The following is a 21,770-nucleotide window of genomic DNA, read 5'->3' as shown; positions in this document are numbered from 1 at the left end:
TTATGAAACAAAACCCATTCAGACAACTGATTTTAGGGATATACGGTTTAATCATTCTGTTGCCCTTAAGCTTGGTTTTATTAACAACCTTTAAAACAACGCCTGAACTTTACAGCAACCCAATCGGATTACCAGCAGGCTGGAATATTGAAAATTATAAACAGCTGCTCGTCAATGAACCCATCTTTGGCTATATTAAAAACAGCGTGATTGTTACCGTCTTTAGCACGTTTTTTATTCTATGGTTTTCAAGCATGATTGCTTATGCTATTATTCAGCTACCTCAAAAGCTTGGATGGATTGTATACGGCTTTTTTGTTTGCGGAATGATTGTCCCTACTCAAGTCAATATGATTCCTGTCTTTTTGCTGATGAATAAGCTTGGGCTCGTCAATACGCTAACAGGCGTCATTATTGTCTCCATAAGTTTTTTGCTTCCCATCGGTGTCTTTATTATCACGGGGTTTATGAAAACTTTGCCAAGGGAACTATTCGAAGCTGCTCGCATGGACGGAGCGTCAGAGTGGAAAATATATTCAAAAATCGCTCTTCGACTTTCAATACCATCAATGGCTACAGTAGGAATTTTTTCGTTTGTGATTGTGTGGAATGATCTGTTATTCCCTTTGCTCTTGTTAAAATCTAAAGAAGTAAAAACGCTGCCTATTGCACTATTGGACTTTCAAGGGGAATTTCTGACTAATTATCCTATGCTGTTTTCAGCAGTCGTTCTTTCTTCTATTCCATTATTGATTGCGTACGTGTTTTTGCAAAAGCATTTCATTTCAGGAATGACATCTGGAGCATTAAAATAGCAGGCAAGAAAATCACGCTTCCCTGCCTGCTCCTTTATTCTATAGGATTATTTTTTAAAGCACGCTGAGGTTTTGGTTTCTCTACTACTAGATGTTGGTAAACGTACATTAAAGCAGCTTTCAACAGAAAGATGCCCAGCAAATGGTACTCTTTAAATGTGCCTACCCTAAAAAGCTTTGCACGGCTCATAGCTCGTTGAAAAGGATAAACAAAAAATGTATCTACGATTGCATTTAATAACATATACCTTCCAAAATGGCCATATGTGAACTTTTTAATCCATAAAGAACCTGCTAAAAATGGACCTAAAAGTAAAGCAGCTTCACCTGTTAGATATGGATGAGGAGGATTAGGGAATATCCACCACTTCTTTTTTTCAGCAATATAGCTTTCAACCATAATTAAAAAGGAAATAAACATAGTAGATGATAAATAGCGTTTAATATGCTGTCGTCCTATAAAAGGGATGGTTAACCATGAAAGAAGTATCATCCCGCCAAAAACCCGTGCTGATTGATTTTTTCTCATTTTATCACCTCTTAGGTTTTAGTATGAGATTTCCCTTTCGTAAATATGTTAGAAATAAGCTAATCATTTCTCGTTTTAAGCCGGCTATTGAAAAGAAATGAATACATATATTGCCCTGCTACTCGCCCATACTATAAAAAAACACAATGGGGTGAGTACATGCATGATTATTATGACGGACTATATAAATACCTGCTTAATGCCACGTTTTGGTTTATTTTATTAATTGTCGTGCTCGGTATAGGCATGTTTGGAATGCTAGCTTATCGCGGTTTAAAAAAGAAATAACGTAAAAAAGCCAAGCGGTTTTTACACCGCTCGGCTTTTTATTATTGGTCGTTGCGTGGAGGACGAGGTCCCCAGTACTGATAGTAGTCTGTTTTAATAAATCCGTTAAATAATTTGCGTTTTTTCGTCGCTTTTTTACCGTAGTACTGTTCAAACTGTTCATGAGATGTAAGCATATAAATCGACCACGTATCAAGCTTAGAAAACGCTTCGCCCATTTCAGCATACATTTTTTCAACAGAAGGACGATCGCTTAAACGTTCGCCGTACGGAGGGTTACCAATAATGATTCCATATTCTTTCGGCGTCGTAAAATCGCGCACTTGCATTTGTTTAAATTGAATTAAATCTCCAAGTCCAGCTTCAAATGCATTTTGCTCCGCTACTTTTACCATACGATGGTCAATATCATGACCAGCAATATCTAGCACTTGGTCGTAGTTCGCTAAGTCTTCTGCTTCTTCGCGCGCTTTGTCCCAAATATTTGCTGACATCCATGGCCATTCTTCTGATAAGAAGTCACGATTAAATCCTGGTGCAATATTTTGACCTATAAGCGCTGCTTCGATAGCAATTGTACCAGAACCGCAAAAAACATCGACAAACGGACGATTCGCATTCCACGGCGTTAGCATAATTAGAGCCGCTGCCAGCGTTTCTTTTAAAGGAGCTTCCCCTTGTCCTACGCGGTAACCGCGCTTATGAAGTCCTGCACCGCTTGCGTCAATTGTTAATGTAGCAACATCTTTTAATAGCGCTACTTCAATTTTAAACGTTGAGCCCGTTTCTTCGAGCCAGCCTGTTGTTTTGTTATAATGTTTTTTCATGCTGTCAACAATAGCTTTTTTCACGATGCTTTGACAATCTGATACGCTGAACAATTTAGATTTAACCGATTTTCCCGACACAGGAAACTGTGCATCGACCGGTAAATAATCACCCCAGTTTAATGCTTTTGTTTGTTCAAAAAGCTCATCAAACGTACGAGCTTTGAACTGTCCAACCTGCACTTTAATTCGATCTGCTGTACGAAGCCATAAATTGCAGCGAGCAATTGCGAGCTCGTCTCCTTCAAAGATAACCTTGCCATTGTCTACTTCACATTCATATCCTAAAGCACGCACTTCTTTAGCGACCAGTGCTTCAATTCCCATTGCTGCTGTTGCAATAATTTTATATTTCGCCATTTTTCAACCTCATTTTGTTTCTAATTATCTACACTAAGTGTAAAAGTACCATATACATGCGCCGTAGTCAAAGCTTTCTCCGTCTTTTTATTAAAATGCAAAAACTGCTGGCTCTTGATAGAGCCAGCAGTTTCTTCACCTATGTCGCATATAAATGTGTTTTTAAAAGATTTTCATTTTACAATTGCGCAATCGGTTGCTCAACTTGTTTATGAAAGTAAGTATACACGTGTTTCATATGGATGCAGCGTACATTTTTCAAGCGTTTCGTTTGTATCCAACGGATAATTATGAATCAGCACTTCTCTGTTTGCAAATGCGCTCTCTGAAGGAAACTCGAACGTTTGATTTTTCGGTGACATATTACAAATAACAACAGCGGTTTTACCTTCTAATGTTCGCGTATACGCGTAAATAGCGGGATCTTCTTCTGCCAACAGCTTATAAGTTCCATACACCAGCACATCATGCTGTTTTCTAATTTTAATGAGCTGTTTGTAAAAATTCAGTATCGAATTCTTATCACTTTTCTGCTCTTCTACGTTAATATCTACGTAATTTGGATTCACCTTCATCCAAGGTGTACCAGTAGAAAATCCTGCATTTCTTTCTGTATTCCACTGCATTGGCGTTCTTGAATTATCGCGGCCTGTTTCCCAAATCACTTTCATAATCTCGTCATGTGAATCGCCTTTTTCACGCTGAATACGGTAGTAGTTAATCATACCAACATCATCATAATCGTCAATAGAATCGAACTTAACATTGGTCATTCCAAGTTCTTGTCCTTGATAAATAAACGGTGTTCCTTTCATTAAAAAGTATAGTGCAGCTAAGCACTTTGCACTTTCCACTCGGTAAGCTACGCTGCCGAATTTATTTACAGAACGAATTTGGTCATGATTTTCTAAATATAAAGCGTTCCAGCCGTTGATTTTTTCTAAACCATTTTGCCAATTAGTTAAAATCGTTTTTAACTCGATTAAATCAAGCGGTTTTTCTTCTCCTTTATCCCACAGTCCCATATGCTCGAACTGAAAAATCATATTGAAGTTTCCGCCATCTTCAGCTACCCATTCATCCGCGCTGTTCGATGTTACACCATTTGCCTCTCCAACCGTCATAATATCGTATTTGGCAAACGTATTTTCTTTTAGCTCTTTTAAATGTTCTTGAATTCCCGGTCGATTCATATGGCCTTCAAACGATGGCACATAATCTAGCTTTTCAGGGTTCGGTAGATCTGGGAAGCCGGCCACTTTCTTAATATGCGAAATAGCATCTACACGAAAGCCGTCAATTCCTTTATCTAACCACCAGTTAACCATTTCATAAAGCTCATGACGTACTTTTTCGTTTTCCCAGTTTAAATCGGGCTGTTTTTTAGAAAATACGTGCATGTAATATTCTTTTGTCTTTTCTTCGAACTCCCAAGCTGATCCGCTAAAAATAGATTCCCAGTTGTTTGGCTCTTTGCCATCTTTACCTTCGTGCCAAATATAATAATCACGATATGGATTCTCTTTAGAAGACCTGGATTCTACAAACCAAGGGTGTTCATCTGAAGTATGATTAATAACTAAATCCATAATCAGCTTCATTCCGCGATGGTGAACTTCATCTAGCAGCTCATCAAAGTCTTCCATTGTTCCAAAATCTTTCATAATATCTTTATAATCACTGATATCGTAGCCATTATCGTCGTTAGGAGACTGATAAATCGGGCAAATCCAAATGACATCAATTCCAAGATCAGATAAATAGTCTAATTTTGAAATAACCCCTTGAATGTCACCAATTCCATCGCCGTTTGAATCCATGAAGCTTCGCGGATAGATTTGATACGCAACAGCTTCTTTCCACCATTTCTTTTCCATGTGCTCAACCCCTCAAAATAGTGCTTTTACGTAAGCGTTCGCCTTTACGCATATCGCTATTTTATAATGAATACATGCAAAAAAATAGGTTTTTCACAAAAAAAATCGTTATTCTGTTTTGAATAACGATTCTCACTGCGCTAATTTGTGTTTAAAGGCATAGATGACGGCTTGAGTCCGGTCCTGTACATCCAGCTTACTTAATAAATTGCTCACATGTGTTTTTACCGTCTTTAGCGCAATAAATAATTCGTCTGCAATTTCTTGATTTGTTTTGCCTTGTGTCATTAGCAGTAAAATTTCCATTTCACGAGCTGTCAGTTCTTCATGAGGTAACGACGGTTTTCTCATTTTAGACATCATTTTACCGGTTACTTCGGGCTCTAATACAGATTGCCCCTCATATGTACGGCGAATAGCAGCTGCAATTTCTCCTGCTTTAGACGTTTTTAATAAGTAGCTTGTTGCCCCTGCCTCTAGAGCGGGATATACTTTTTCGTCATCTAGAAAGCTAGTGACAATGATCACTTTCGCTTCTGGCCACTGCTTAATCAGTTGTTTTGTTGCTTCAATCCCGTCCATTTCTTCCATGACTAAATCCATTAAAATAATATCCGGACGCAGCTGAAGCCCTAATTCAACGGCCTGTTGGCCATTTGCTGCTTCAGCTATCACATGAATGTCTGCTTGAGCAGACAAATACGCTCCTACGCCAATACGAACCATTTCATGATCATCCACTAACAGTACATTAATCATTTTGCTTCTCCTCTCTTTCTACTAACGGTACTTTCACTTCTAGCTTTGTTCCTTTGTCGGGCAAACTAATAATTTTTAACAAGCCTCCAATTTCAACTGCACGTTCGTACATATTTTGCAGGCCGTACGATCCGACTTTTTCCTTTTCTACATCAAAACCGACTCCGTTATCAACGATACGTAAAATAATGGAAAAGTCACGTTTAATCAGCAGCACATCTAAAGCTGTTGCATTGGCATGACGCAGCGTATTTGATACGGATTCTTGCAAAATCCTAAACAAGTGGTCTTCAATGCCTTTATCAAGTTCAAAACCTTCTATTTTCCAATTTAATTCAAGCGGTACTTTTTGAGCAAGCTCATTCATCAGTTCTTTCATTCCAGCCTGCAGCGATTTTCCTTTTAATGCTGCAGGACGAAGATGAAGAAGCAAAGCCCTCATTTCAAGCTGTGATTGATTAATCATTTTTTCAACCATCTTTAATTGCTTAGCTTCAGAATCTTGTAGCGTAAGATTGGATTCCGTAATAGCAGACATAAGCATCGAAGCGGCAAATAGCTGCTGACTAACGGAGTCATGCAGTTCTCTAGCAAGCCGATTTCGTTCCTGAGAAACAATTTCTTGCACTTGCTTTTGCTGATTTTCCACTTTTTCCGTTGCCATCTTTTGGGATTTCTGTGCTTGAAGAATCATTTTATGATCTACTTTATTTAAACGGCTTATAATTCGAGACGTTTCTTGAATAAGCGGTTCATTTGCCGACATATGCCGGTGGCCATTTTCTATTTCATATAATCGGTTTTCAACATATGTCCACTGCTGTCTCCACATAAACCCCATGATTCCTCCAATCACGCTTCCGATCGTCAGGCTCAAACTGAAGGAAAACAGCACAAAAGGCATGCCAAATACGCTTGTTTTCCATAAGTCGCTAAGTTGAAAAACAGGATATGCAAAAAACACGGTAAGGAGCACGGATACAAATACAAAAAAACTTAGGAAAATCCCCCATAATAACTGCCGTTGAAGAATACTCATATCCTTTGCACCTCTATATCTCCAATCACAACAGTTGTAACAATCTTCACCCTATGAGCAGATTGATCAAATTCCTCTGTTTTGATAGACAAATTTTCATTGAACGAAAAGCCGCGCTGATGTCCAAAAACCGTTACGTTTCCTGCTAGTTTAGAATGATTCACAGATACTTCCGTTTCGTAAGGAATGAGCACTTTAATATTTCCAAACACTTGACGAATAAAAATAACCGCATCGCCTTTTGGCAGAACGGTATTGCTTAAATCAACCACAATGTCTCCCCATACGCTTTGAATATTAATATCATCCCATTCGTATACGGAGTCTTCGGTTCTTTGACTGCCAAGAAGTTTATTCGTCAAAACCGGTCGGACCTGCACCAAACTTTGGTTTGGCTGCTGGGTAAATTCGTCAGTTGGTCTGAATTCAATCGGATGCTTTCTTGATTGAATAAATCTAAGTAAAAAATACAGAAAAAGAGCAATAACTAAAAACTTAAAGGCAACCGTATTAAATATATTCAACACAAGCCCAATAACGCCAATCCAAAATAAAATACGCCCTAGTTTTCTTCTCATTTTTTTTCGCCCAATATACATGAACGCACCGGCAATTAATACAGAAAAGATCAAGCCGCTGTGAAAAAACATAATTTCAATAAACAGGACAAATAAACTGCAAATAAAAATGAACATAAGAGATTCTGTTTTGTTTACGCTTTGCACAGCTCTCTCTCCCTTCTCCTCGTAGATGACATAGCGTTCTTTGGATGCTGCAGGTATCTATTCTCTCACCTTAAAAAGACGCAGAAACCTACGCCTTTTTTAGAATACCATGTTTTATGCAGAAACACTGATTTTTTACGATGATTTTACTCTTTTTTCTAATTCAGCAATCTTGCTGTCTACCGTTTGTCTATAGTAATTTGTATTAATTTGATTTTCAAGCTGGTCAATATAGGTTTCCATTTCGTCAAACTGGCTGTAAGACGTATAAGATGCTTCTGTTTTCATTACTGAATTCATACGATGATGCGCACGAGCAATATTTTCGCGCCCCATTAGTTCCATACGGCGAATATGCATATCTTTTACCTTATGCTTCATTTCTTCATACTTTTGTTCAAGCTCTTCTAACTGCTTGGATGCATCTTCATAAGATTCTTTTACGCGCTTTGCTCGCTCTTCGTAGTGAGCATGTTCTTTTAAAATAAATTCATGTAATTCCGCTTCTTCAGCTGCTTGTGCTACTTGTGCTTGCTCATGGCGCTTTTTCATCATGTCAAGGGCCAGATGATATTCGCGATTAAACTGTTCTTTTAACGTGTGCTGTCGCTCAACAAGCTGCCTTACCTTTTCGGTTTCCTGCTCGCATTGACGCAAATAGTGGTTTAGTGCAGCAATTGGATTTTTTTGTTCTTTGTGATCAAGCAATTGATGAAGGTCTGCAGAAATCGTTTCTTTCATTCGAGTAAATAAGTTTCTCATTGTGTTCATCTCCTTAGATAATAAAGTAAACTTTTATTATTTTTGATTTAAGTCAGCCCACTGACGTTCAAAATGCTTAAACGGATCTTCTTTTTCCGTTTTTATAGGGCTGCTGCTGTTCCACTTTTTATATACAATGTAAAGTACGACTGCTGCGATGATACCAGCAAGGGCCGGAAGGTTTGAAACAGTTGTTAAGAGTACGACAACACCAATAAACCCCCAGAGCCATTTTTTAAAGGGGGTCTCTGCTTTAACAAACCCTTTAAATGCTACGTACAAAATAACCAAGCCAAGTGCAAGCCCTACCATCGGACCGACATTTGTAAAAAGAACGATAGCAGCTACCGCTCCAATCAAAAACAAACCAACTTTTTTCATTTTGTCTCCTCCTTTCGCTTATCTATATACTTAGTTTAAGGATTATGACGTTTTTTCAAAACGAGCTAGAGCTTTATTTTCTCCTAAGACCTAAGGCTGACAACAAGCTCAGTCTGATTGTACAAAAAAATGACAGCTTATGATAAGCTGTCATTTTGACATAAAAAAAGCTCTTCCGTTATACGAAGAGCTGGGTTGGATTAAAATATAGTGTGTAACAACAAGTGTCGATTGCTTTTCAATAACGTTCTGTAAGCCATGTTTTGTACCATTGTACTGCAAGCGGCTAGCTACCTCGTACTCCGGTGGCAATTATCTATCTACAAAATGTAACCATTTTGTCCTTCCTTCCGTTCAGTTCCTTCCAGAAAGTTCCCCTACCATTATTTGGGTTTCTCGCTCGAGGGGTTTACCTCGTTCCACTCTTACCATTTCTGATAAGACTTCGTCACTGTGGCACTTTCAGAGTAGTCAAGCCATATCTTAAAAAGACTTAGGCTTTTTCCCCGCCGTTAGCTTTTAACAGCTACCCTAGCTTATGACTTCGCTAGGCACGAACACTACAGACATCGCAGTCTGTGCGAGCATGGACTTTCCTCTACATCCTCATATGTGATGCAGCAATTACCCGAACGTTATTGATAACGACTTTCCTTAGTATAATAAAAATAGGAGTTGAATGCAACTCCTATTTTTAGGTTATTCGTATAATTTACTTCCAAACACATGTTTTTCTAAGTTCGACAAACGTTTTAAAATATCAAAGTTTGTCGTACCCGCTTGCTGCTGCTGTTGAGCCGGCGGCGGGGTAAACGAAGGTTGTTGCGGCTTTTTAGATAACTCTTCTACTTGCTTTTTTAAGCGTAAATTTTCAGTTTGTAATGCTTCAATTTCTTCATGAAATGCTTCATAATCTTTAATAACAGAATCTAGATACTTATCTACTTCTTCTTGATTATAGCCTCTCATGCCTGTTTTAAATTCTTTTTCTAAAATTTCTTTGGCCGTTAAACGAATCTTATCAGCTAACATCTCTATCACCTCGAATACGATAAACCTTATCTTTATTATAATTCATTTTTTCAAAAATAGCTTCAAATGTCAATTTATCTTTTAAAATGTTTCGCCAAGTGGCGTTAAAAAGACGAAAATTTTTCTTCATCCACGATATCCTGTAAGTCGTGAGACGTCACCATTATAATAGGGTATTCTTCTCGTTCAGCACGTTTTTTAGCCGTTTCTAACATATATTTAGGACTTCCTTCGTGCTCTTCGTCGTAAACTAAACAAATACCTTCACTTTTTTCTACTAAAAACTGATTTTTTAACCGAAACTGTGCTGGACTTTCATATTTCTTTTTTGTGATGCTATCTACATAATCTGCTTGACTTAAGACGAATTCATACAATTCTTTATTGGCTTCATTCCATTTTTCTTCTTGCTCCAAAAATGGTGTTAAAACAGCTAACTGAAGCTGGGGATAATCGAGCTGTAGATCAAATACCACTTCTGCTGCCCAAATCTCTACTCCTAGCTGGCCACTAATCAATACCCATTCTAATCCATCTTCTACTAATTCCTGTAATTTTTTATAGAGCGCTTTTTTTATGTATGTAATGCCTTGATGTTTTTCATTAAAAATCCCAAGTTCGAATGGCTTATAACCAGTAACCGTTAGCACCTTCATTATATAACTCCTTTGTAACAAAATAGAATAGGAACTGATGTAATCAGCTCCTATTAACGTACATTATCTAAAATACCCTGAATTAGGTCCTTGATGCGCGCCTTTTGTATGACAGCTTCCTTGGCCGCAACCTTTGTGTCCCGGATAACTAGCACCTGCTACTTGACCTGGGTAGCCTCCTTGACCTGGGTAACTAGCACCTGCTACTTGACCTGGGTAACCTCCTTGACCTGGGTAACCAGCACCTGCTACTTGACCTGGGTAGCCTCCCATTTGACCTGGATAGCCTGCTCCCCCTACTTGAGTTGGATATTGCTGCGCACCGCCAAAAAACTGTTGATTTGAAGTTTCATTTACAACAGATTGCGTTTGCGGGAAGTAATGTACGTGCTTCACATTTGTATGATTCACCAATGTATTATGACTTGGATGAATGTGAGGTACAACTACCTCCTGAGAAGTAAACTGCGTGCAGCATTTTGTTGGATGCACGATTGGTGGCATACATTTTGTTGGTCTTGGATACATATCCTTTTTCCCCTTTCACTGTTTAGTTATTACACTATTACAATATGTGAAGGGCAGTGTACATGTACTAAGACAAACACCTATTTTTGGCCTACATAAAGGAGTTATACGAATTTTTCAAACTGCTTAAGACAATTACTGTTAAACAAATTAATGCGAAAAATGATACTAAAATCACATTTTTCATGAGGCCTCTCTCCATCTCACCAAAGTTCTGTTTTTAAGCTGTAAGAATAAGTCTTACATTGACTAATTTTATCAATGACTGAAAAATAGAACAATATAAAACATCCACAAAAACAAAAGAATAATAATTCTGAATATTTTAAAATAAATCAGCTGAAGTCTATGCTTTAGCTGATTTATTTTTTAGTCTAAGAAGTCTTTTTTCAAGCGCTTCCTTCGACGTTTTTTTAGTCATTTCTCTGAGTTGATTCCACTTTTCCAAGGCCAGCTCAGTATATAGAAGTGCTTGATGCACATCTTTGAGACGATGCTCATAAATTTTAGCTAGCTCAACCAATGCTTCTATAGCGACGTCACCTTCACATGTTTGAACCAAGGGTTCAAACATGTCCACTGCCTCTTTCCAACTCTTCTCTTTTTTATAATGATAAGCCATCGCTAGCTGAGCTTTTTCATGCTCCTCTTTTTCTTTTTCCGCTACGCCCTGATAAAGAGAGAAAGCGTGCTTGTTCTCCCCTAACTGCTCGTACCATCTTGCTACTTCGTATGTTTCTTTTTCTGTAAACTCCTCACTAGTAAGGAGATGCTTTGATAAATGAATGTATAAGGTAATAAGCGATAAAATATCATATTCATTATGTTTCATAATATCGAATAAGCCTCTTGGATTTTTCGTTTCAATAAAATCAAAATAAATCATGGGAGCTAAAAAACCTGGAATATCATCAACTCGTTCAATTCCAAGTATTTCTTTTTCGACATTCGCAAGCTTCACCGAACTCATTTTGTGTTTCCACAGCCTTCTTGACGCATGCAGCAAATCAAAGTGACCGAACTTAGGCAGCTTGGGCAAATGATCTCTCAATAGCGTATGGCGAGTCTTCACGTGAGGCCAATCGAAAGATTTCCCATTATAAGTCACAAGCGTCGTATAGTCTACTTCTTTTAAAAAACTTTCGTAAAATGCTACTTCTCCACTTGGCTCCGTTAATATATGCTGACGAAAAACGACGGAATCTTTTAGCACCCTTGCATATCCTAGCAAAAAGATAGTTGTTCCCGTACCTGTACTAAGCCCCGTCGTTTCCGTATCAAAGAAAAATAAATCTGAATATGTGTGGCCTTTTGATGAGAGCGGATGAGCAACTGTAGACCGATTCCATACTTGCACTACTTTTTTCAGCTCATTAAATTCATAATGTCCATGTTTGTAGTCGAGCGGGTACACCACTTCTCTGATCATACAGTAGCTGTCTTCCGCAAAGTAAGGCACAGCATGATTTCCCTTCCATTCCTGCTCATAGGGAATAGATGCGCTCTTAGGTCGCTGCGGGTTACTTTCAACCGGCGGCTTTGCTTCTGTAACATGAAGATGCTTTTTCATACGGTTTAATTTATTTTTAAAAGACAAGAGTTCACCTACTTTGCAGTTGTTGTAGCAGCACGAGCGCATCGCTTTTTGCGTGTTCTCCCTGTGCTTCCATACCGATACAAGACGGACAGCCGCTTTGGCAAGAACAATTTACAATTAATTGATTGGTTTGATTTAGCACATCATTCATTTGTTCGTATACTTTATCACTTAGTCCAATGCCTCCCGGGTATCGATCATATAAGAAGATAGTCGGCTGTTCGTTGTGCACCGCTTTTATCTGAGGCACTACATGTAAATCAGCCGGGTCGCACATCACCATAAGCGGTGCAATTGACTGAATGGCATTTGCCACGGAAATGAGCGCTTGTTCCAATCGTTCTTCAGATTCGTAAAACTGTTCTTTTTCAAAGCTTAGCCACACGGCATTTGTATGAAGCTCTTCTTCCGGAAGTGAAATGGGACCTGACCCTATGTTTTCATGCGTCTCAAACTTTATTTTTTTAAATATCGTAGCCATAGCGCTGACCATTACATCACCGTAACCGATTGAATATGTCCTTTCCAGTCGTTCTTTATCAGCTTCTAGAACCTTTAAGTTAACCGCTAAGTTTGCATCGGTGAAATAGTCTACATCGACTTCACGAACATACGCTTTTTTCTCATCCCAGTCCAAGTATTCTACTTGATACTGAATGCCTTGATGCAAGTAAATCGCCTCATCATGAAGAAGCGTCATGGCACTAAAGCGATCCATTTCTCCAATTACTTTCACATTTGCAACGTCCGATTGATCAATGATGACAACATTTTCTTGGGATGCAGAGCGCAGACTGATATTATGAGCTGGAAACGAATCATTCATCCAGTACCATTTGTCTCCGCTAAAATGAATCACTCGCTCTTCTTGCAAAAACTCCAGCACGTCTTCAATTTCTACCCCATCAAATGTTTCTCCCTGCTTAAACGGCAGCTCATAGGACGCGCATTTTAAATGATCGACTAAAATAACAAGATTATCAGGATTAATTCGAGCTGTTTCTGGATTTCTGCTAAAAAAGTAATCGGGATGCTGAATCATATACTGATCAAGCGGACTTGAACTTGCGACCATCACAATGACGGCTTCTCCGTGACGTCTCCCTGCTCGTCCTGCTTGCTGCCAAGCGCTTGCAACCGTGCCTGGATAACCTGTCATCACACACACCTGCAGCTGCCCGATATCCACTCCTAGCTCTAAAGCATTCGTACTGACTACCCCGTAAATACTTCCCTCTCGAAGTCCTCTTTCTATTTCGCGTCGCTGCTTCGGCAAATATCCTCCGCGGTACCCTTGAATAGACTTATTTTGAAGCTGGTTTTTTACGAGCTCCTGCAGATACGTTAAAATAATTTCCACTCGTACTCGGCTTCGTGCAAATACAATCGTTTGAATTTTATTTTCCAAAAACTCTCCTGCAATATTTCGCACTTCAAGCGTAGCACTTCTTCTAATGTTTAAAGGTTTATTAACAATAGGCGGGTTATAAAAAATAAAATGCTTGCGGCCGCTAGGCGCTCCGTTGTTATCTACTAACATAACATGAGCTCCCGTTAAATGCTCAGCAAGTTCTTTTGGGTTAGCGATGGTCGCTGATGTACAAATAAAGATAGGATTGCTTCCATAGTAGCGGCAAATTCGCTTTAACCGGCGTATAACGTTAGCTACGTGGCTTCCAAAAACACCGCGGTACGTATGAAGTTCATCAATCACAATGTACTTCAGGTTTTCAAACAGTGATACCCATTTAGTATGATGAGGTAAAATAGCTGAATGAAGCATATCTGGATTCGTAATAACAATATGACCTGCTTTTCTTACCTTTTGACGGATATTTGCCGGAGTATCTCCATCATACGTGTAGCTATTGATTGGTACTTCCATTTCTTCAATGATTTCATTTAATTCACTTTTTTGATCTTGGGCAAGCGCTTTTGTTGGAAACAAATAAAGAGCTCTAGCCTGATCATTCTCCATAATACTCTGAAGTACCGGTAAATTGTAACACAATGTTTTCCCCGATGCTGTCGGCGTCACAGCCACAACATTCTTCTTAGCTGTCGCCAAATCAAACGCTGTTTTTTGATGCGTATAAAGCGAACCAATTCCTCGGTTCTCAAGTGCTTGACGCAGTTTCGTATGCAAAGAAGCCGGAAATGGCGCAGTTTTAGCTTCTTTCTCTTCGATTGTATGCCAATGAACAATATTTTTCTGATACGATGGATTCGTTTGCAAGATATCCATTACTTCTTGTAAGTTTTTTCGTATTCTCATTTTCATCACCTGCTTCTATTTTAACGAATGAACGTTCGATAGAAAACCATAAGTTTTTGTATGTTTTTGGTGGATTCGGACATGGTATTAATACAGTAAATTTTTCAAGGAGATGTTAAAAATGGGAAGCCCTTATCTTTGCCCTAGCTGCAAAACAAATCGAACGCGTTTTAATATCATTGAACAAAATGCAAAACCTGTAAAAATGGATCCAAGAAGCGGAGACGTCGTAGAAGAATACACAAACGATACGCTCGATGCCTTTCACGCTGCTTATAACGGACCGCAAAAACGCATTCAGTGCGGAGCTTGCGGATTAGTAGAAGATGAAACCATGTTTGTACGGCATGCTGAATCGAATAAACTTCAATAAAAAAGGTGAGGCTCTTTAGCCTCACCTTTAATCATATAAATCTTTATGCTTTTTCTTAATCAAAAAGCAGACATTTTCATCTAAAAAATTCATGTCTTTTCTTATAGAAACATGCTAAAATACCTAAAAAAGATATGGAGATGATGGTCATGTCATTTCTTCTTTCGCTTTTACCTTTCTCCTTTTTGAAGAAATTTCGTTTTCCTTCAGGAAGAGAAGTTAATGAAAATAAAATGTTCGATAAAACGAATGTAGAGATGCTTCAACAGAGAGTCAAGCTAGTTTCACTTGCTCTTGTAGTTTCCTATCCTATTTATATTTATATAGGGTTTTCTTTACTTCAACATGCGGGGACATCTCAGTTTAGACATACACTAATTGGTATTCATTTCACTAGTTTTGCTCTCTCCTCTCTTTATTTATTTTTCTATTATGTTAGTAAGAGAAAAGAACGGTTTGCTAACTACTTAAGTACCATTGTATATGGCTATATATTTTATTACGTATTTGCTGCAGCACTTTCTACTATTAACAGTCAGCTTTTCACAGGTCGCGTAGACGTGTATATGATGCTTTTGATTTCCACAGCTGTTTTATGTCCTATGAAATTAAAACATCTGTGCATCATTTTTATTCCTAACCATCTTTTTTTACTATACGGCTTATCACGATATGTACCGGATTCTTTTTCACTTATTTCAAAGCAGATCAATACAACTGCAGCAGTTGCTATCGCTTTACTTATTTCATACATTCTTTATACATACCGTCACAGAGAATATATGAATCATTTACAGCTAAAAGAAAGCGAACGTAATTTTTTTACGCTGTTCAAAATTAATCCCTATCCTTTGCTATTAACGAGATTATCCGACCACAAAGTGCTGCTCATTAACAATAAAGCTATTCATTTTTACAATCTTGCTTCTCAAGATCTTGATCAAATAGACGGATTTATAATCTATCCTACTGATGAAGATCGAGAGGAGATTTTAAAACGTCTTCAACAAGAGAAATATGTAAAAAACTACATCCTAGAAGCACGTGAACATGGAGATTCTAAGTGGGTTATGATCAATTATGAATTACTAGAGTATCAAAGCGAAAGCTGCATACTCGCAGGTATTACCGACATAACCGATTTAAAAGCGGTTGAGCATGAATTGAGCTTGCACGCTTCAACTGATATGCTAACCGGAATTTTAAATCGAAGAAGCGGAATGGAAAAACTGCAGCTGGAACTGCTGAGAGCTAAAACCAATCATACATCTTTCCTATTATGCTTTATCGATATTAATTCTTTAAAACTAGTAAATGATCAATATGGTCATAGAGAAGGCGACTGGCTTATTAAAACAATAGCAGAATCAATTAGTGGTTATATTGGTAACGATGATACGCTCTTTCGCTACGGAGGAGATGAGTTTTTATTAATTGCTCCTGAACAAACGGAAGAATACGTACAAGAGCTGTGGCAAAATATTAATGAACAGCTAGAAGATAAAAAGAAAGAATTTAATAAGCCGTATGCACTGTCTGCGAGTTACGGATTTATTATATGTGCACCTCCTTCAGACGACACCAACCTAGATACATTAATTCAAAAAGCAGATGCTTCCATGTATAAGCAAAAACATACGCGCGTTTCTTCCACATTTAAGTAAATCATCGAAGTCCTTGCGCCATCGCATCAGGTAGATTCGCTAAATAGAACGTTCAAGGAATAAATCCGTGCATGAATTACGCATGCACTTTCTTTCTTTGCAAAGAAAAACTATAATAGATGATGCAAGTATTTTACTGATATATGGAAAGGACGTACATATGTTTACAATTAAAGAATATACAGCTGAACAATTGCAGGATCCATTTGGTCTCCTTCTAGGTGAACGCTATGAATTTCATTTATACATTGAGGTAGAAGAAGATGATGAATTATATACGGGCAACGACCTAGCACTACGCGTAGTATATATTAAAAGCGAAGATAACACTTCTATTGCCCAAACTCATTTCTACGAAGTTTCAACAAATAAAGTATTAGACTTCGACCTTGAAGAAGAGGAAGAAGAAGTTGTAAAAGAATTTTGCGGGAAGCATTTACCTTCAGAGGAAGGTACAAATAACGAGGAATAATTAAAAGAGACTGGGACAAACGTATTTTAGTTGAAGGAAAATCCGAACGATGAATCGAGGTTCTTAGTGGAGAATCAAACTCGTTCGGATTTTTTCATTGGTAGAGTGAACGTAGGTTTTATGTATGTAACTGCTTCTAGCTGTTGTGTAACAAACGAGCCCTACCAGCTCATTTGTTCGTCTGTAGATTGAATTGATTTCGTTATGTCCCAGCCTCATTTTTGATTTCGTTTTTCCATTAGCTTTTTAACTACTTCTTTTGGCTCCCAGCATGTAAACTGATACGAAGGACGGGTTTCATAGCCAAGTCTTTTGCATCGATACTTCATTCCCTTATCCAATTTAATACTTTGAAAATGTTGACATGTGGCACAGCAATGAAATGAACTCATGCCTTCTCTTCTCCCCTACTTTAATCTATTTTCTTAATCATATAAATAAAACAAATTTGTACAAAAAAAGCTGCCTATCGGCAGCTTTCATATGTAGCGTTGAATTATAATTTTACAACATTCTCCGCTTGAGGTCCACGTTGGCCTTCAACGATTTCAAATTCAACTTTTTGACCTTCTTCTAATGTTTTGAAGCCTTCAGATTGGATAGCTGAAAAATGAACAAATACGTCATTTTCGCCTGGTACTTCGATAAAACCGAAGCCTTTTTCACTGTTAAACCATTTTACTGTACCTGTAGTAGCCATGTAAAAAAACCTCCAAAAAATGTAAAAATTTTAATATGTTACTCTATATTTACATTTATACCGTAAATAAAAAATTCACATATTATAAAAGAGACCTACGCGAAGTAGATCTCCTTTATAACAAGTGAATTTTCACTAAATCTAATTCGGGTATATGGTCAAAAGTAGTATTCATTACATTTATTAAATTTGGTTGCGTTTACATTATACTATACCTATATGTAGAATGCAAATATTGGGCCATTCTTAACATATGGCTCATCCGTTTTGCAAAATATTTATCTTCCTTACGTCAACATGTTATCAATGTGGGCGTCGATAATTTCTTTGCGTTTATTTTGCAGGGTCTCAAATAATAGCTTAGCTTCTTCTGAAGTTAGTGCAAATGTTGTTGTTTCTTCATGGTTTTCTTCTTTTGTATGAAGCACAAATATGCTTTGTTGAATTCCACTCATACATATTCCTCCTTTTTCGATAGTATAGGCTTTTTTATATTTTTCATGTATGCTTCACACGTTTTTAACAAATTATAAGAAAGGTTAAAACTTATAAGGAGTGATACTATCATGAAGAAATCGTTTTTGTTTGTTGTAGGCTGCATGACGACCCTTTCTTTATTCGGCTGCAGCACAGCAGATCAAGGTAAAGATGGCGTCATTGATGATGATACAGTCCGCAATGTCACATATGAAAATGGGAACAATAAAACGAAAATGAATGACGTAAACGATACGCAAGACGTACAGCGTAACGAAAAAGAACAGTATAATCAGTCCGGCGGAATGAGAGTAGCCGATGTGGCGGCTGATCGTATCGTAGCGTTAAAAAACGTAAAAGATGCTAATGTCATCGTAACCGATCATACAGCTTATGTGGCCGCTGTATTAGACGACAACAAAGAAGGTAATCTTACAAAAGATATGGAGCATAAAATCGCACACGAAGTAAGAAAAGCAGACGGTAGTGTTCATCGAGTATTTGTTTCAACAAACCCTGATTTTGTAAACCGTATGAACGGATATGTGGACAAGCTCCAAACAGGTAAACCAGTTTCTGGACTGTTTGACGAGTTTTCAGAAGTTGTTCGACGCGTGTTCCCGAATTCACGCTAATATACATGAATGTCAAAAGAGCATTTTATAAAATGCTCTTTTCATTTTACCTATTGCATAAAATATTGCATAAAAAGTGCGCTTATAAGTTTCTGAATATTTTTATTTTATTTTATTTTGAAAACGATTTCATTTCTTTATTATAGAGGGATAGGGGATTTTCGCCTTATGTATTTTACGGTTTTGTGGGTTGATAGTAAGGGAAAAGTTTGTTAGTTTTAGGAACCATAAGATGTTTGCATGGCGAGTAGTACTCGTTTCATGCATAAAAAATGCATAAAGGGGAGATTTCGTGGATATTGGTGTTTATATTTCACTGGGCATTTATTTTGTAGGAATGCTTGGAATAGGATGGTATGCCTACACAAAAACAACTCAAGACGTATCGGGTTACATGCTAGGCGGACGCGGACTAGGTCCGGCTGTTACTGCGCTTTCAGCAGGTGCTTCAGATATGAGTGGATGGATGTTAATGGGTCTTCCGGGATCCATGTATGTGACAGGTCTTTCAAGTTTATGGCTTGCAGTAGGTTTATCTATTGGTGCGTATTTAAATTATTTAATCCTCGCTCCGCGTCTTCGCACTTATACGGAAGTAGCGAATGACTCCATTACAATTCCGGACTTTTTTGAAAATCGCTTTGGCGACCATGCTAAGGTTCTTCGAACAGTATCAGCGATTGTTATCTTTATTTTCTTCACTCTTTACACTTCAGCTGGTATGGTATCAGGCGGACGATTGTTCGAATCGGCATTTGGTGTGAATTATCAAATTGGCTTATTTGTAACAGCATCTGTTGTTATTGCCTACACCCTTTTCGGTGGATTTTTAGCCGTTAGTTTAACAGATTTTGTTCAAGGTGTTATTATGTTTCTTGCCTTAGTTTTAGTACCTATTGTAGCTTTCACCAATGTTGGAGGCGTTAACACAACAATAGATATTGTACAGGACATTAATCCAGCATATCTTGACATTTTTAAAGGTACGACCGTTTTAGGTATTATATCTTTCTTAGCCTGGGGACTTGGCTATTTCGGACAGCCTCATATTATCGTTCGCTTTATGGCTATCTCTTCTGTTAAGGAGTTAAAACCCGCCCGTCGTATTGGAATGAGCTGGATGATTATTTCTATTATTGGTGCTATGCTGACAGGACTTGTTGGGATTGCATATGTAGAAAAAACAGGTATGAAACTAGCAGATCCTGAAACTATTTTTATTAAATTTGCGGATATACTCTTCAATCCGTTAATTACTGGATTCTTATATGCAGCTTTACTAGCGGCAATTATGAGTACCATTTCTTCTCAGCTGCTTGTAACGGCAAGCTCTGTTACAGAAGACTTTTATAAAACATTTTTCCGACGCAAGGCCTCTGACAAAGAGCTTGTGACGGTTGGAAGAGCTGCGGTTTTAGGTGTTGCAATTATTGGCATTTTGCTTTCTTTAAAACCTAGTGATACGATTTTAGGGCTGGTTGGATATGCTTGGGCTGGATTTGGTTCAGCTTTTGGTCCTGCTATTTTACTAAGTCTTTACTGGAAGCGTATGACTCGATGGGGAGCACTTGCAGGGATGATTGTAGGTGCTGCTACAGTATTAATTTGGGTAAATACTCCATTGAAAGATGCCCTTTACGAAATGATTCCTGGGTTCTTTTTAAGCTTATTAGCTGTTGTTATTGTAAGTTTACTAACAAAGAAACCGTCAAACGATGTTCAAAATCAATTCATTGAAATGAAAGAAATATTAATTAAAGAATCGAAATAAACAAAAAGAAGCTGAAGAAAAGTACGTTAGTTGAAGGAAGATCCGAACGAATTTGATTCTTGATGAAGAATCAAATTCGTTCGGATTTTTTTATTGGTATGGTGAATGTAGATTTCATGTATGTAGGTGCTTCTAGCGTTTGATTTAGTTATGTCTCAATCTCTTTTTGTTTTTAATCTCCTTTTCTTATCATATATATACTAAAGATCAATAAAGGAGGTTTTTGGTATGCAACATTCTTATTTCCCTTATGAACCTACACAGCAACTGCGCGTAGATACACAAAATAGAGAAATTAAAGTAACTGGTGAAGGAAGTGCTTCAGCCATTCCAAATGAAATTTCCATGACGATTGGAACGCGCACGGAAAACCGAGATGTTCAAGAAGCCTTAAAAGAAAATTCAGCTGTTTCAAATACTCTGCTGCAAGAGATAAAAAAACTTGGAATCAATGACCAGCAAATTGAAACAGCTTCGTTCACTATAAATCCTAAATATGATTACAGCGATGGAAAATCGATTCTTATAGGATACGAAGTACAGCACTTATTTAGAGTAAGAGTACAAGATGTAAAACAAGCTGGCGATGTTTATAACGCTACGTTTTCAAGCGGAGCCAACGTAGCGCAAGATCTTCAATTCCACGTTACAAATGATGATAAATATGAACAAGAAGCGATAAGCAAAGCTTTGCTTAACGCTAAAGAAAAGGCCTTTACCATTGCCAACACGCTGCAGCTCCCTATTAACCAAATTCCTATTTTAATCGAAGAAGGACCTGTCTATCAGTCATCTGGCTCCTCGCCTAAGTTATTAGCAGCCTCTCCCCCTATTCAAGCTCAGTCCTTGATTGTATCTGCTTCTGTAAAAGTTACGTACACGTATTAATACTTGTGGTAAACTATAGATTATTATAATGAAGAAACTAATCTAAAGGAGCTCTTTGCACAATGACTTCTGAACATTTACTAGCAGCTTATCAAACCCTATGGTTGAACCGTTCGTTCGCTTCTAAACAAGCCATGACAAGTGAAGATCAGCTTCACGAAGCCATTATGAAAGATTTAAAAGATGAAATGACTCATCCACGCGTCCGGCAAACACCGTATGTAAAATATCACCTTGGCATAAAAAGAATTCTAAACAGCAGTCTTTCCTCTGATGAAAAAGTTGCGCTTGCGTCCCTATACACAAACCTTTTAGATAGCTGTGTATAACGGATATCAAT

25 protein-coding genes and 1 other RNA gene are annotated in these 21,770 nt (G+C 37.9%); 9 read left to right on the top strand and 17 right to left on the bottom strand.

Annotated elements, in window-relative coordinates; genetic code table 11:
* The first annotated feature begins 2 nt into the window (after positions 1-2).
* Entirely contained in the window at positions 3-815 is an 813-nt protein-coding gene (locus tag LJC66_RS06905; protein ID WP_013056150.1) for a carbohydrate ABC transporter permease, read from the top strand.
* A gap of 34 nt (positions 816-849) precedes the next feature.
* Here the strand turns inward: LJC66_RS06905 and LJC66_RS06900 are convergent, their stop codons facing one another.
* Positions 850-1,344, bottom strand: coding sequence for a hypothetical protein (locus LJC66_RS06900; RefSeq protein ID WP_230932105.1), 495 nt, complete (start codon positions 1,342-1,344; stop codon positions 850-852).
* A 159-nt stretch (positions 1,345-1,503) separates the two neighbouring features.
* Here LJC66_RS06900 and LJC66_RS27670 point away from each other — a divergent pair, with 159 nt between their 5' ends.
* Positions 1,504-1,632 carry a hypothetical protein gene (locus tag LJC66_RS27670; protein ID WP_013056148.1) on the top strand — a complete coding sequence of 43 codons (129 nt, stop codon included), beginning with the start codon at positions 1,504-1,506 and terminating at the stop codon, positions 1,630-1,632.
* 41 nt (positions 1,633-1,673) lie between these two features.
* Here LJC66_RS27670 and LJC66_RS06895 read toward each other — a convergent pair whose 3' ends face one another.
* The 13 genes from LJC66_RS06895 to LJC66_RS06835 form a co-directional block, all read right to left on the bottom strand.
* Complete coding sequence (locus LJC66_RS06895) at positions 1,674-2,819, bottom strand: THUMP domain-containing class I SAM-dependent RNA methyltransferase (RefSeq protein WP_014460934.1); 1,146 nt, start codon at positions 2,817-2,819, stop codon at positions 1,674-1,676.
* Between the two features lie 209 nt (positions 2,820-3,028).
* Positions 3,029-4,696 carry a glycoside hydrolase family 13 protein gene (locus LJC66_RS06890; protein WP_230932104.1) on the bottom strand — a complete coding sequence of 556 codons (1,668 nt, stop codon included), beginning with the start codon at positions 4,694-4,696 and terminating at the stop codon, positions 3,029-3,031.
* Positions 4,697-4,828: 132 nt separating this feature from the next.
* Positions 4,829-5,455 carry a response regulator gene (locus LJC66_RS06885; protein ID WP_013082360.1) on the bottom strand — a complete coding sequence of 209 codons (627 nt, stop codon included), beginning with the start codon at positions 5,453-5,455 and terminating at the stop codon, positions 4,829-4,831.
* A complete protein-coding gene (locus LJC66_RS06880) occupies positions 5,448-6,494 on the bottom strand; it encodes a sensor histidine kinase (RefSeq protein WP_230932103.1) in 1,047 nt (348 codons plus the stop codon). The genes LJC66_RS06885 and LJC66_RS06880 overlap by 8 nt, the downstream gene beginning before the upstream one ends.
* The gene (gene liaF / locus LJC66_RS06875; RefSeq protein WP_195694992.1) at positions 6,491-7,219 is read right to left on the bottom strand and encodes a cell wall-active antibiotics response protein LiaF; all 729 of its coding nucleotides are present in this window, start codon (positions 7,217-7,219) and stop codon (positions 6,491-6,493) included. The genes LJC66_RS06880 and liaF overlap by 4 nt, the downstream gene beginning before the upstream one ends.
* A gap of 135 nt (positions 7,220-7,354) precedes the next feature.
* The gene (locus tag LJC66_RS06870) at positions 7,355-7,981 is read right to left on the bottom strand and encodes a PspA/IM30 family protein (RefSeq protein WP_013056142.1); all 627 of its coding nucleotides are present in this window, start codon (positions 7,979-7,981) and stop codon (positions 7,355-7,357) included.
* A gap of 36 nt (positions 7,982-8,017) precedes the next feature.
* The gene (locus LJC66_RS06865; protein ID WP_230932102.1) at positions 8,018-8,362 is read right to left on the bottom strand and encodes a lmo0954 family membrane protein; all 345 of its coding nucleotides are present in this window, start codon (positions 8,360-8,362) and stop codon (positions 8,018-8,020) included.
* Between the two features lie 247 nt (positions 8,363-8,609).
* Positions 8,610-8,998: RNase P RNA component class B (gene rnpB, locus LJC66_RS06860), an RNA gene on the bottom strand.
* A 63-nt stretch (positions 8,999-9,061) separates the two neighbouring features.
* Positions 9,062-9,394, bottom strand: coding sequence for a cell division regulator GpsB (gene gpsB, locus LJC66_RS06855; protein WP_013056140.1), 333 nt, complete (start codon positions 9,392-9,394; stop codon positions 9,062-9,064).
* A 104-nt stretch (positions 9,395-9,498) separates the two neighbouring features.
* Complete coding sequence (locus tag LJC66_RS06850) at positions 9,499-10,050, bottom strand: SLOG family protein (RefSeq protein ID WP_025749350.1); 552 nt, start codon at positions 10,048-10,050, stop codon at positions 9,499-9,501.
* Between the two features lie 63 nt (positions 10,051-10,113).
* Positions 10,114-10,578 (bottom strand): spore coat protein, encoded by a 465-nt coding sequence (locus tag LJC66_RS06845; RefSeq protein WP_176583848.1) that lies wholly within the window; start codon positions 10,576-10,578, stop codon positions 10,114-10,116.
* Positions 10,579-10,924: 346 nt separating this feature from the next.
* Positions 10,925-12,175, bottom strand: a complete 1,251-nt coding sequence (locus tag LJC66_RS06840; protein ID WP_230932101.1) for a ribonuclease H-like domain-containing protein — start codon at positions 12,173-12,175, stop codon at positions 10,925-10,927.
* Between the two features lie 4 nt (positions 12,176-12,179).
* Entirely contained in the window at positions 12,180-14,450 is a 2,271-nt protein-coding gene (locus LJC66_RS06835; RefSeq protein WP_285852691.1) for a DEAD/DEAH box helicase, read from the bottom strand.
* Between the two features lie 121 nt (positions 14,451-14,571).
* On the opposite strand from LJC66_RS06835, the gene LJC66_RS06830 reads away from it, so the two are divergent.
* The 3 genes from LJC66_RS06830 to LJC66_RS06820 all read left to right on the top strand — a co-directional run bounded on the left by LJC66_RS06830 (position 14,572) and on the right by LJC66_RS06820 (position 16,959).
* A complete protein-coding gene (locus LJC66_RS06830; RefSeq protein WP_013056134.1) occupies positions 14,572-14,823 on the top strand; it encodes a hypothetical protein in 252 nt (83 codons plus the stop codon).
* A 149-nt stretch (positions 14,824-14,972) separates the two neighbouring features.
* Entirely contained in the window at positions 14,973-16,487 is a 1,515-nt protein-coding gene (locus tag LJC66_RS06825; RefSeq protein ID WP_230932099.1) for a sensor domain-containing diguanylate cyclase, read from the top strand.
* A 160-nt stretch (positions 16,488-16,647) separates the two neighbouring features.
* Complete coding sequence (locus LJC66_RS06820) at positions 16,648-16,959, top strand: DUF6509 family protein (protein ID WP_050691214.1); 312 nt, start codon at positions 16,648-16,650, stop codon at positions 16,957-16,959.
* 215 nt (positions 16,960-17,174) lie between these two features.
* On the opposite strand, the gene LJC66_RS06815 is transcribed toward LJC66_RS06820, so the two are convergent.
* The 3 genes from LJC66_RS06815 to LJC66_RS06805 all read right to left on the bottom strand — a co-directional run bounded on the left by LJC66_RS06815 (position 17,175) and on the right by LJC66_RS06805 (position 18,114).
* Complete coding sequence (locus LJC66_RS06815) at positions 17,175-17,351, bottom strand: hypothetical protein (protein WP_165575379.1); 177 nt, start codon at positions 17,349-17,351, stop codon at positions 17,175-17,177.
* A 104-nt stretch (positions 17,352-17,455) separates the two neighbouring features.
* The gene (locus LJC66_RS06810; RefSeq protein WP_013056130.1) at positions 17,456-17,659 is read right to left on the bottom strand and encodes a cold-shock protein; all 204 of its coding nucleotides are present in this window, start codon (positions 17,657-17,659) and stop codon (positions 17,456-17,458) included.
* A 287-nt stretch (positions 17,660-17,946) separates the two neighbouring features.
* Complete coding sequence (locus LJC66_RS06805; RefSeq protein ID WP_013056129.1) at positions 17,947-18,114, bottom strand: hypothetical protein; 168 nt, start codon at positions 18,112-18,114, stop codon at positions 17,947-17,949.
* Between the two features lie 111 nt (positions 18,115-18,225).
* On the opposite strand from LJC66_RS06805, the gene LJC66_RS06800 reads away from it, so the two are divergent.
* From LJC66_RS06800 to LJC66_RS06785, 4 genes are all read left to right on the top strand, one after another.
* Entirely contained in the window at positions 18,226-18,771 is a 546-nt protein-coding gene (locus LJC66_RS06800) for a YhcN/YlaJ family sporulation lipoprotein (RefSeq protein WP_016763474.1), read from the top strand.
* A gap of 292 nt (positions 18,772-19,063) precedes the next feature.
* Positions 19,064-20,542: a sodium/proline symporter PutP gene (gene putP / locus LJC66_RS06795; RefSeq protein ID WP_230932098.1), complete on the top strand. Its 1,479-nt coding sequence runs from the start codon at positions 19,064-19,066 to the stop codon at positions 20,540-20,542.
* A gap of 228 nt (positions 20,543-20,770) precedes the next feature.
* On the top strand, positions 20,771-21,430 hold the full coding sequence (locus tag LJC66_RS06790; RefSeq protein ID WP_230932097.1) for an SIMPL domain-containing protein: 660 nt from the start codon (positions 20,771-20,773) through the stop codon (positions 21,428-21,430).
* A gap of 62 nt (positions 21,431-21,492) precedes the next feature.
* Positions 21,493-21,759: a hypothetical protein gene (locus LJC66_RS06785; RefSeq protein WP_230932096.1), complete on the top strand. Its 267-nt coding sequence runs from the start codon at positions 21,493-21,495 to the stop codon at positions 21,757-21,759.
* Positions 21,760-21,770 lie beyond the last annotated feature (11 nt).

It is taken from the genome of Priestia sp. TSO9, assembly GCF_021029645.1.
Taxonomy (GTDB): Bacteria; Bacillota; Bacilli; order Bacillales; family Bacillaceae_H; genus Priestia; species Priestia megaterium_E.
The sequence above is the reverse complement of the archived record's forward strand: the minus strand, read 5'-3'. Positions and strand labels throughout refer to the sequence as shown.

Bases quoted from the DNA above. Each gene is read 5' to 3' on its own strand.
- LJC66_RS06905 (WP_013056150.1), top strand. From the start codon at position 3: ATGAAACAAAACCCATTCAGACAACTGATTTTAGGGATATACGGTTTA.
- LJC66_RS06900 (WP_230932105.1), bottom strand. From the start codon at position 1,344: ATGAGAAAAAATCAATCAGCACGGGTTTTTGGCGGGATGATACTTCTT.
- LJC66_RS27670 (WP_013056148.1), top strand. From the start codon at position 1,504: ATGCATGATTATTATGACGGACTATATAAATACCTGCTTAATGCCACG.
- LJC66_RS06895 (WP_014460934.1), bottom strand. From the start codon at position 2,819: ATGGCGAAATATAAAATTATTGCAACAGCAGCAATGGGAATTGAAGCA.
- LJC66_RS06890 (WP_230932104.1), bottom strand. From the start codon at position 4,696: ATGGAAAAGAAATGGTGGAAAGAAGCTGTTGCGTATCAAATCTATCCG.
- LJC66_RS06885 (WP_013082360.1), bottom strand. From the start codon at position 5,455: ATGATTAATGTACTGTTAGTGGATGATCATGAAATGGTTCGTATTGGC.
- LJC66_RS06880 (WP_230932103.1), bottom strand. From the start codon at position 6,494: ATGAGTATTCTTCAACGGCAGTTATTATGGGGGATTTTCCTAAGTTTT.
- LJC66_RS06870 (WP_013056142.1), bottom strand. From the start codon at position 7,981: ATGAGAAACTTATTTACTCGAATGAAAGAAACGATTTCTGCAGACCTT.
- LJC66_RS06865 (WP_230932102.1), bottom strand. From the start codon at position 8,362: ATGAAAAAAGTTGGTTTGTTTTTGATTGGAGCGGTAGCTGCTATCGTT.
- gpsB (WP_013056140.1), bottom strand. From the start codon at position 9,394: ATGTTAGCTGATAAGATTCGTTTAACGGCCAAAGAAATTTTAGAAAAA.
- LJC66_RS06850 (WP_025749350.1), bottom strand. From the start codon at position 10,050: ATGAAGGTGCTAACGGTTACTGGTTATAAGCCATTCGAACTTGGGATT.
- LJC66_RS06845 (WP_176583848.1), bottom strand. From the start codon at position 10,578: ATGTATCCAAGACCAACAAAATGTATGCCACCAATCGTGCATCCAACA.
- LJC66_RS06835 (WP_285852691.1), bottom strand. From the start codon at position 14,450: ATGAGAATACGAAAAAACTTACAAGAAGTAATGGATATCTTGCAAACG.
- LJC66_RS06830 (WP_013056134.1), top strand. From the start codon at position 14,572: ATGGGAAGCCCTTATCTTTGCCCTAGCTGCAAAACAAATCGAACGCGT.
- LJC66_RS06825 (WP_230932099.1), top strand. From the start codon at position 14,973: ATGTCATTTCTTCTTTCGCTTTTACCTTTCTCCTTTTTGAAGAAATTT.
- LJC66_RS06820 (WP_050691214.1), top strand. From the start codon at position 16,648: ATGTTTACAATTAAAGAATATACAGCTGAACAATTGCAGGATCCATTT.
- LJC66_RS06815 (WP_165575379.1), bottom strand. From the start codon at position 17,351: ATGAGTTCATTTCATTGCTGTGCCACATGTCAACATTTTCAAAGTATT.
- LJC66_RS06810 (WP_013056130.1), bottom strand. From the start codon at position 17,659: ATGGCTACTACAGGTACAGTAAAATGGTTTAACAGTGAAAAAGGCTTC.
- LJC66_RS06805 (WP_013056129.1), bottom strand. From the start codon at position 18,114: ATGAGTGGAATTCAACAAAGCATATTTGTGCTTCATACAAAAGAAGAA.
- LJC66_RS06800 (WP_016763474.1), top strand. From the start codon at position 18,226: ATGAAGAAATCGTTTTTGTTTGTTGTAGGCTGCATGACGACCCTTTCT.
- LJC66_RS06790 (WP_230932097.1), top strand. From the start codon at position 20,771: ATGCAACATTCTTATTTCCCTTATGAACCTACACAGCAACTGCGCGTA.
- LJC66_RS06785 (WP_230932096.1), top strand. From the start codon at position 21,493: ATGACTTCTGAACATTTACTAGCAGCTTATCAAACCCTATGGTTGAAC.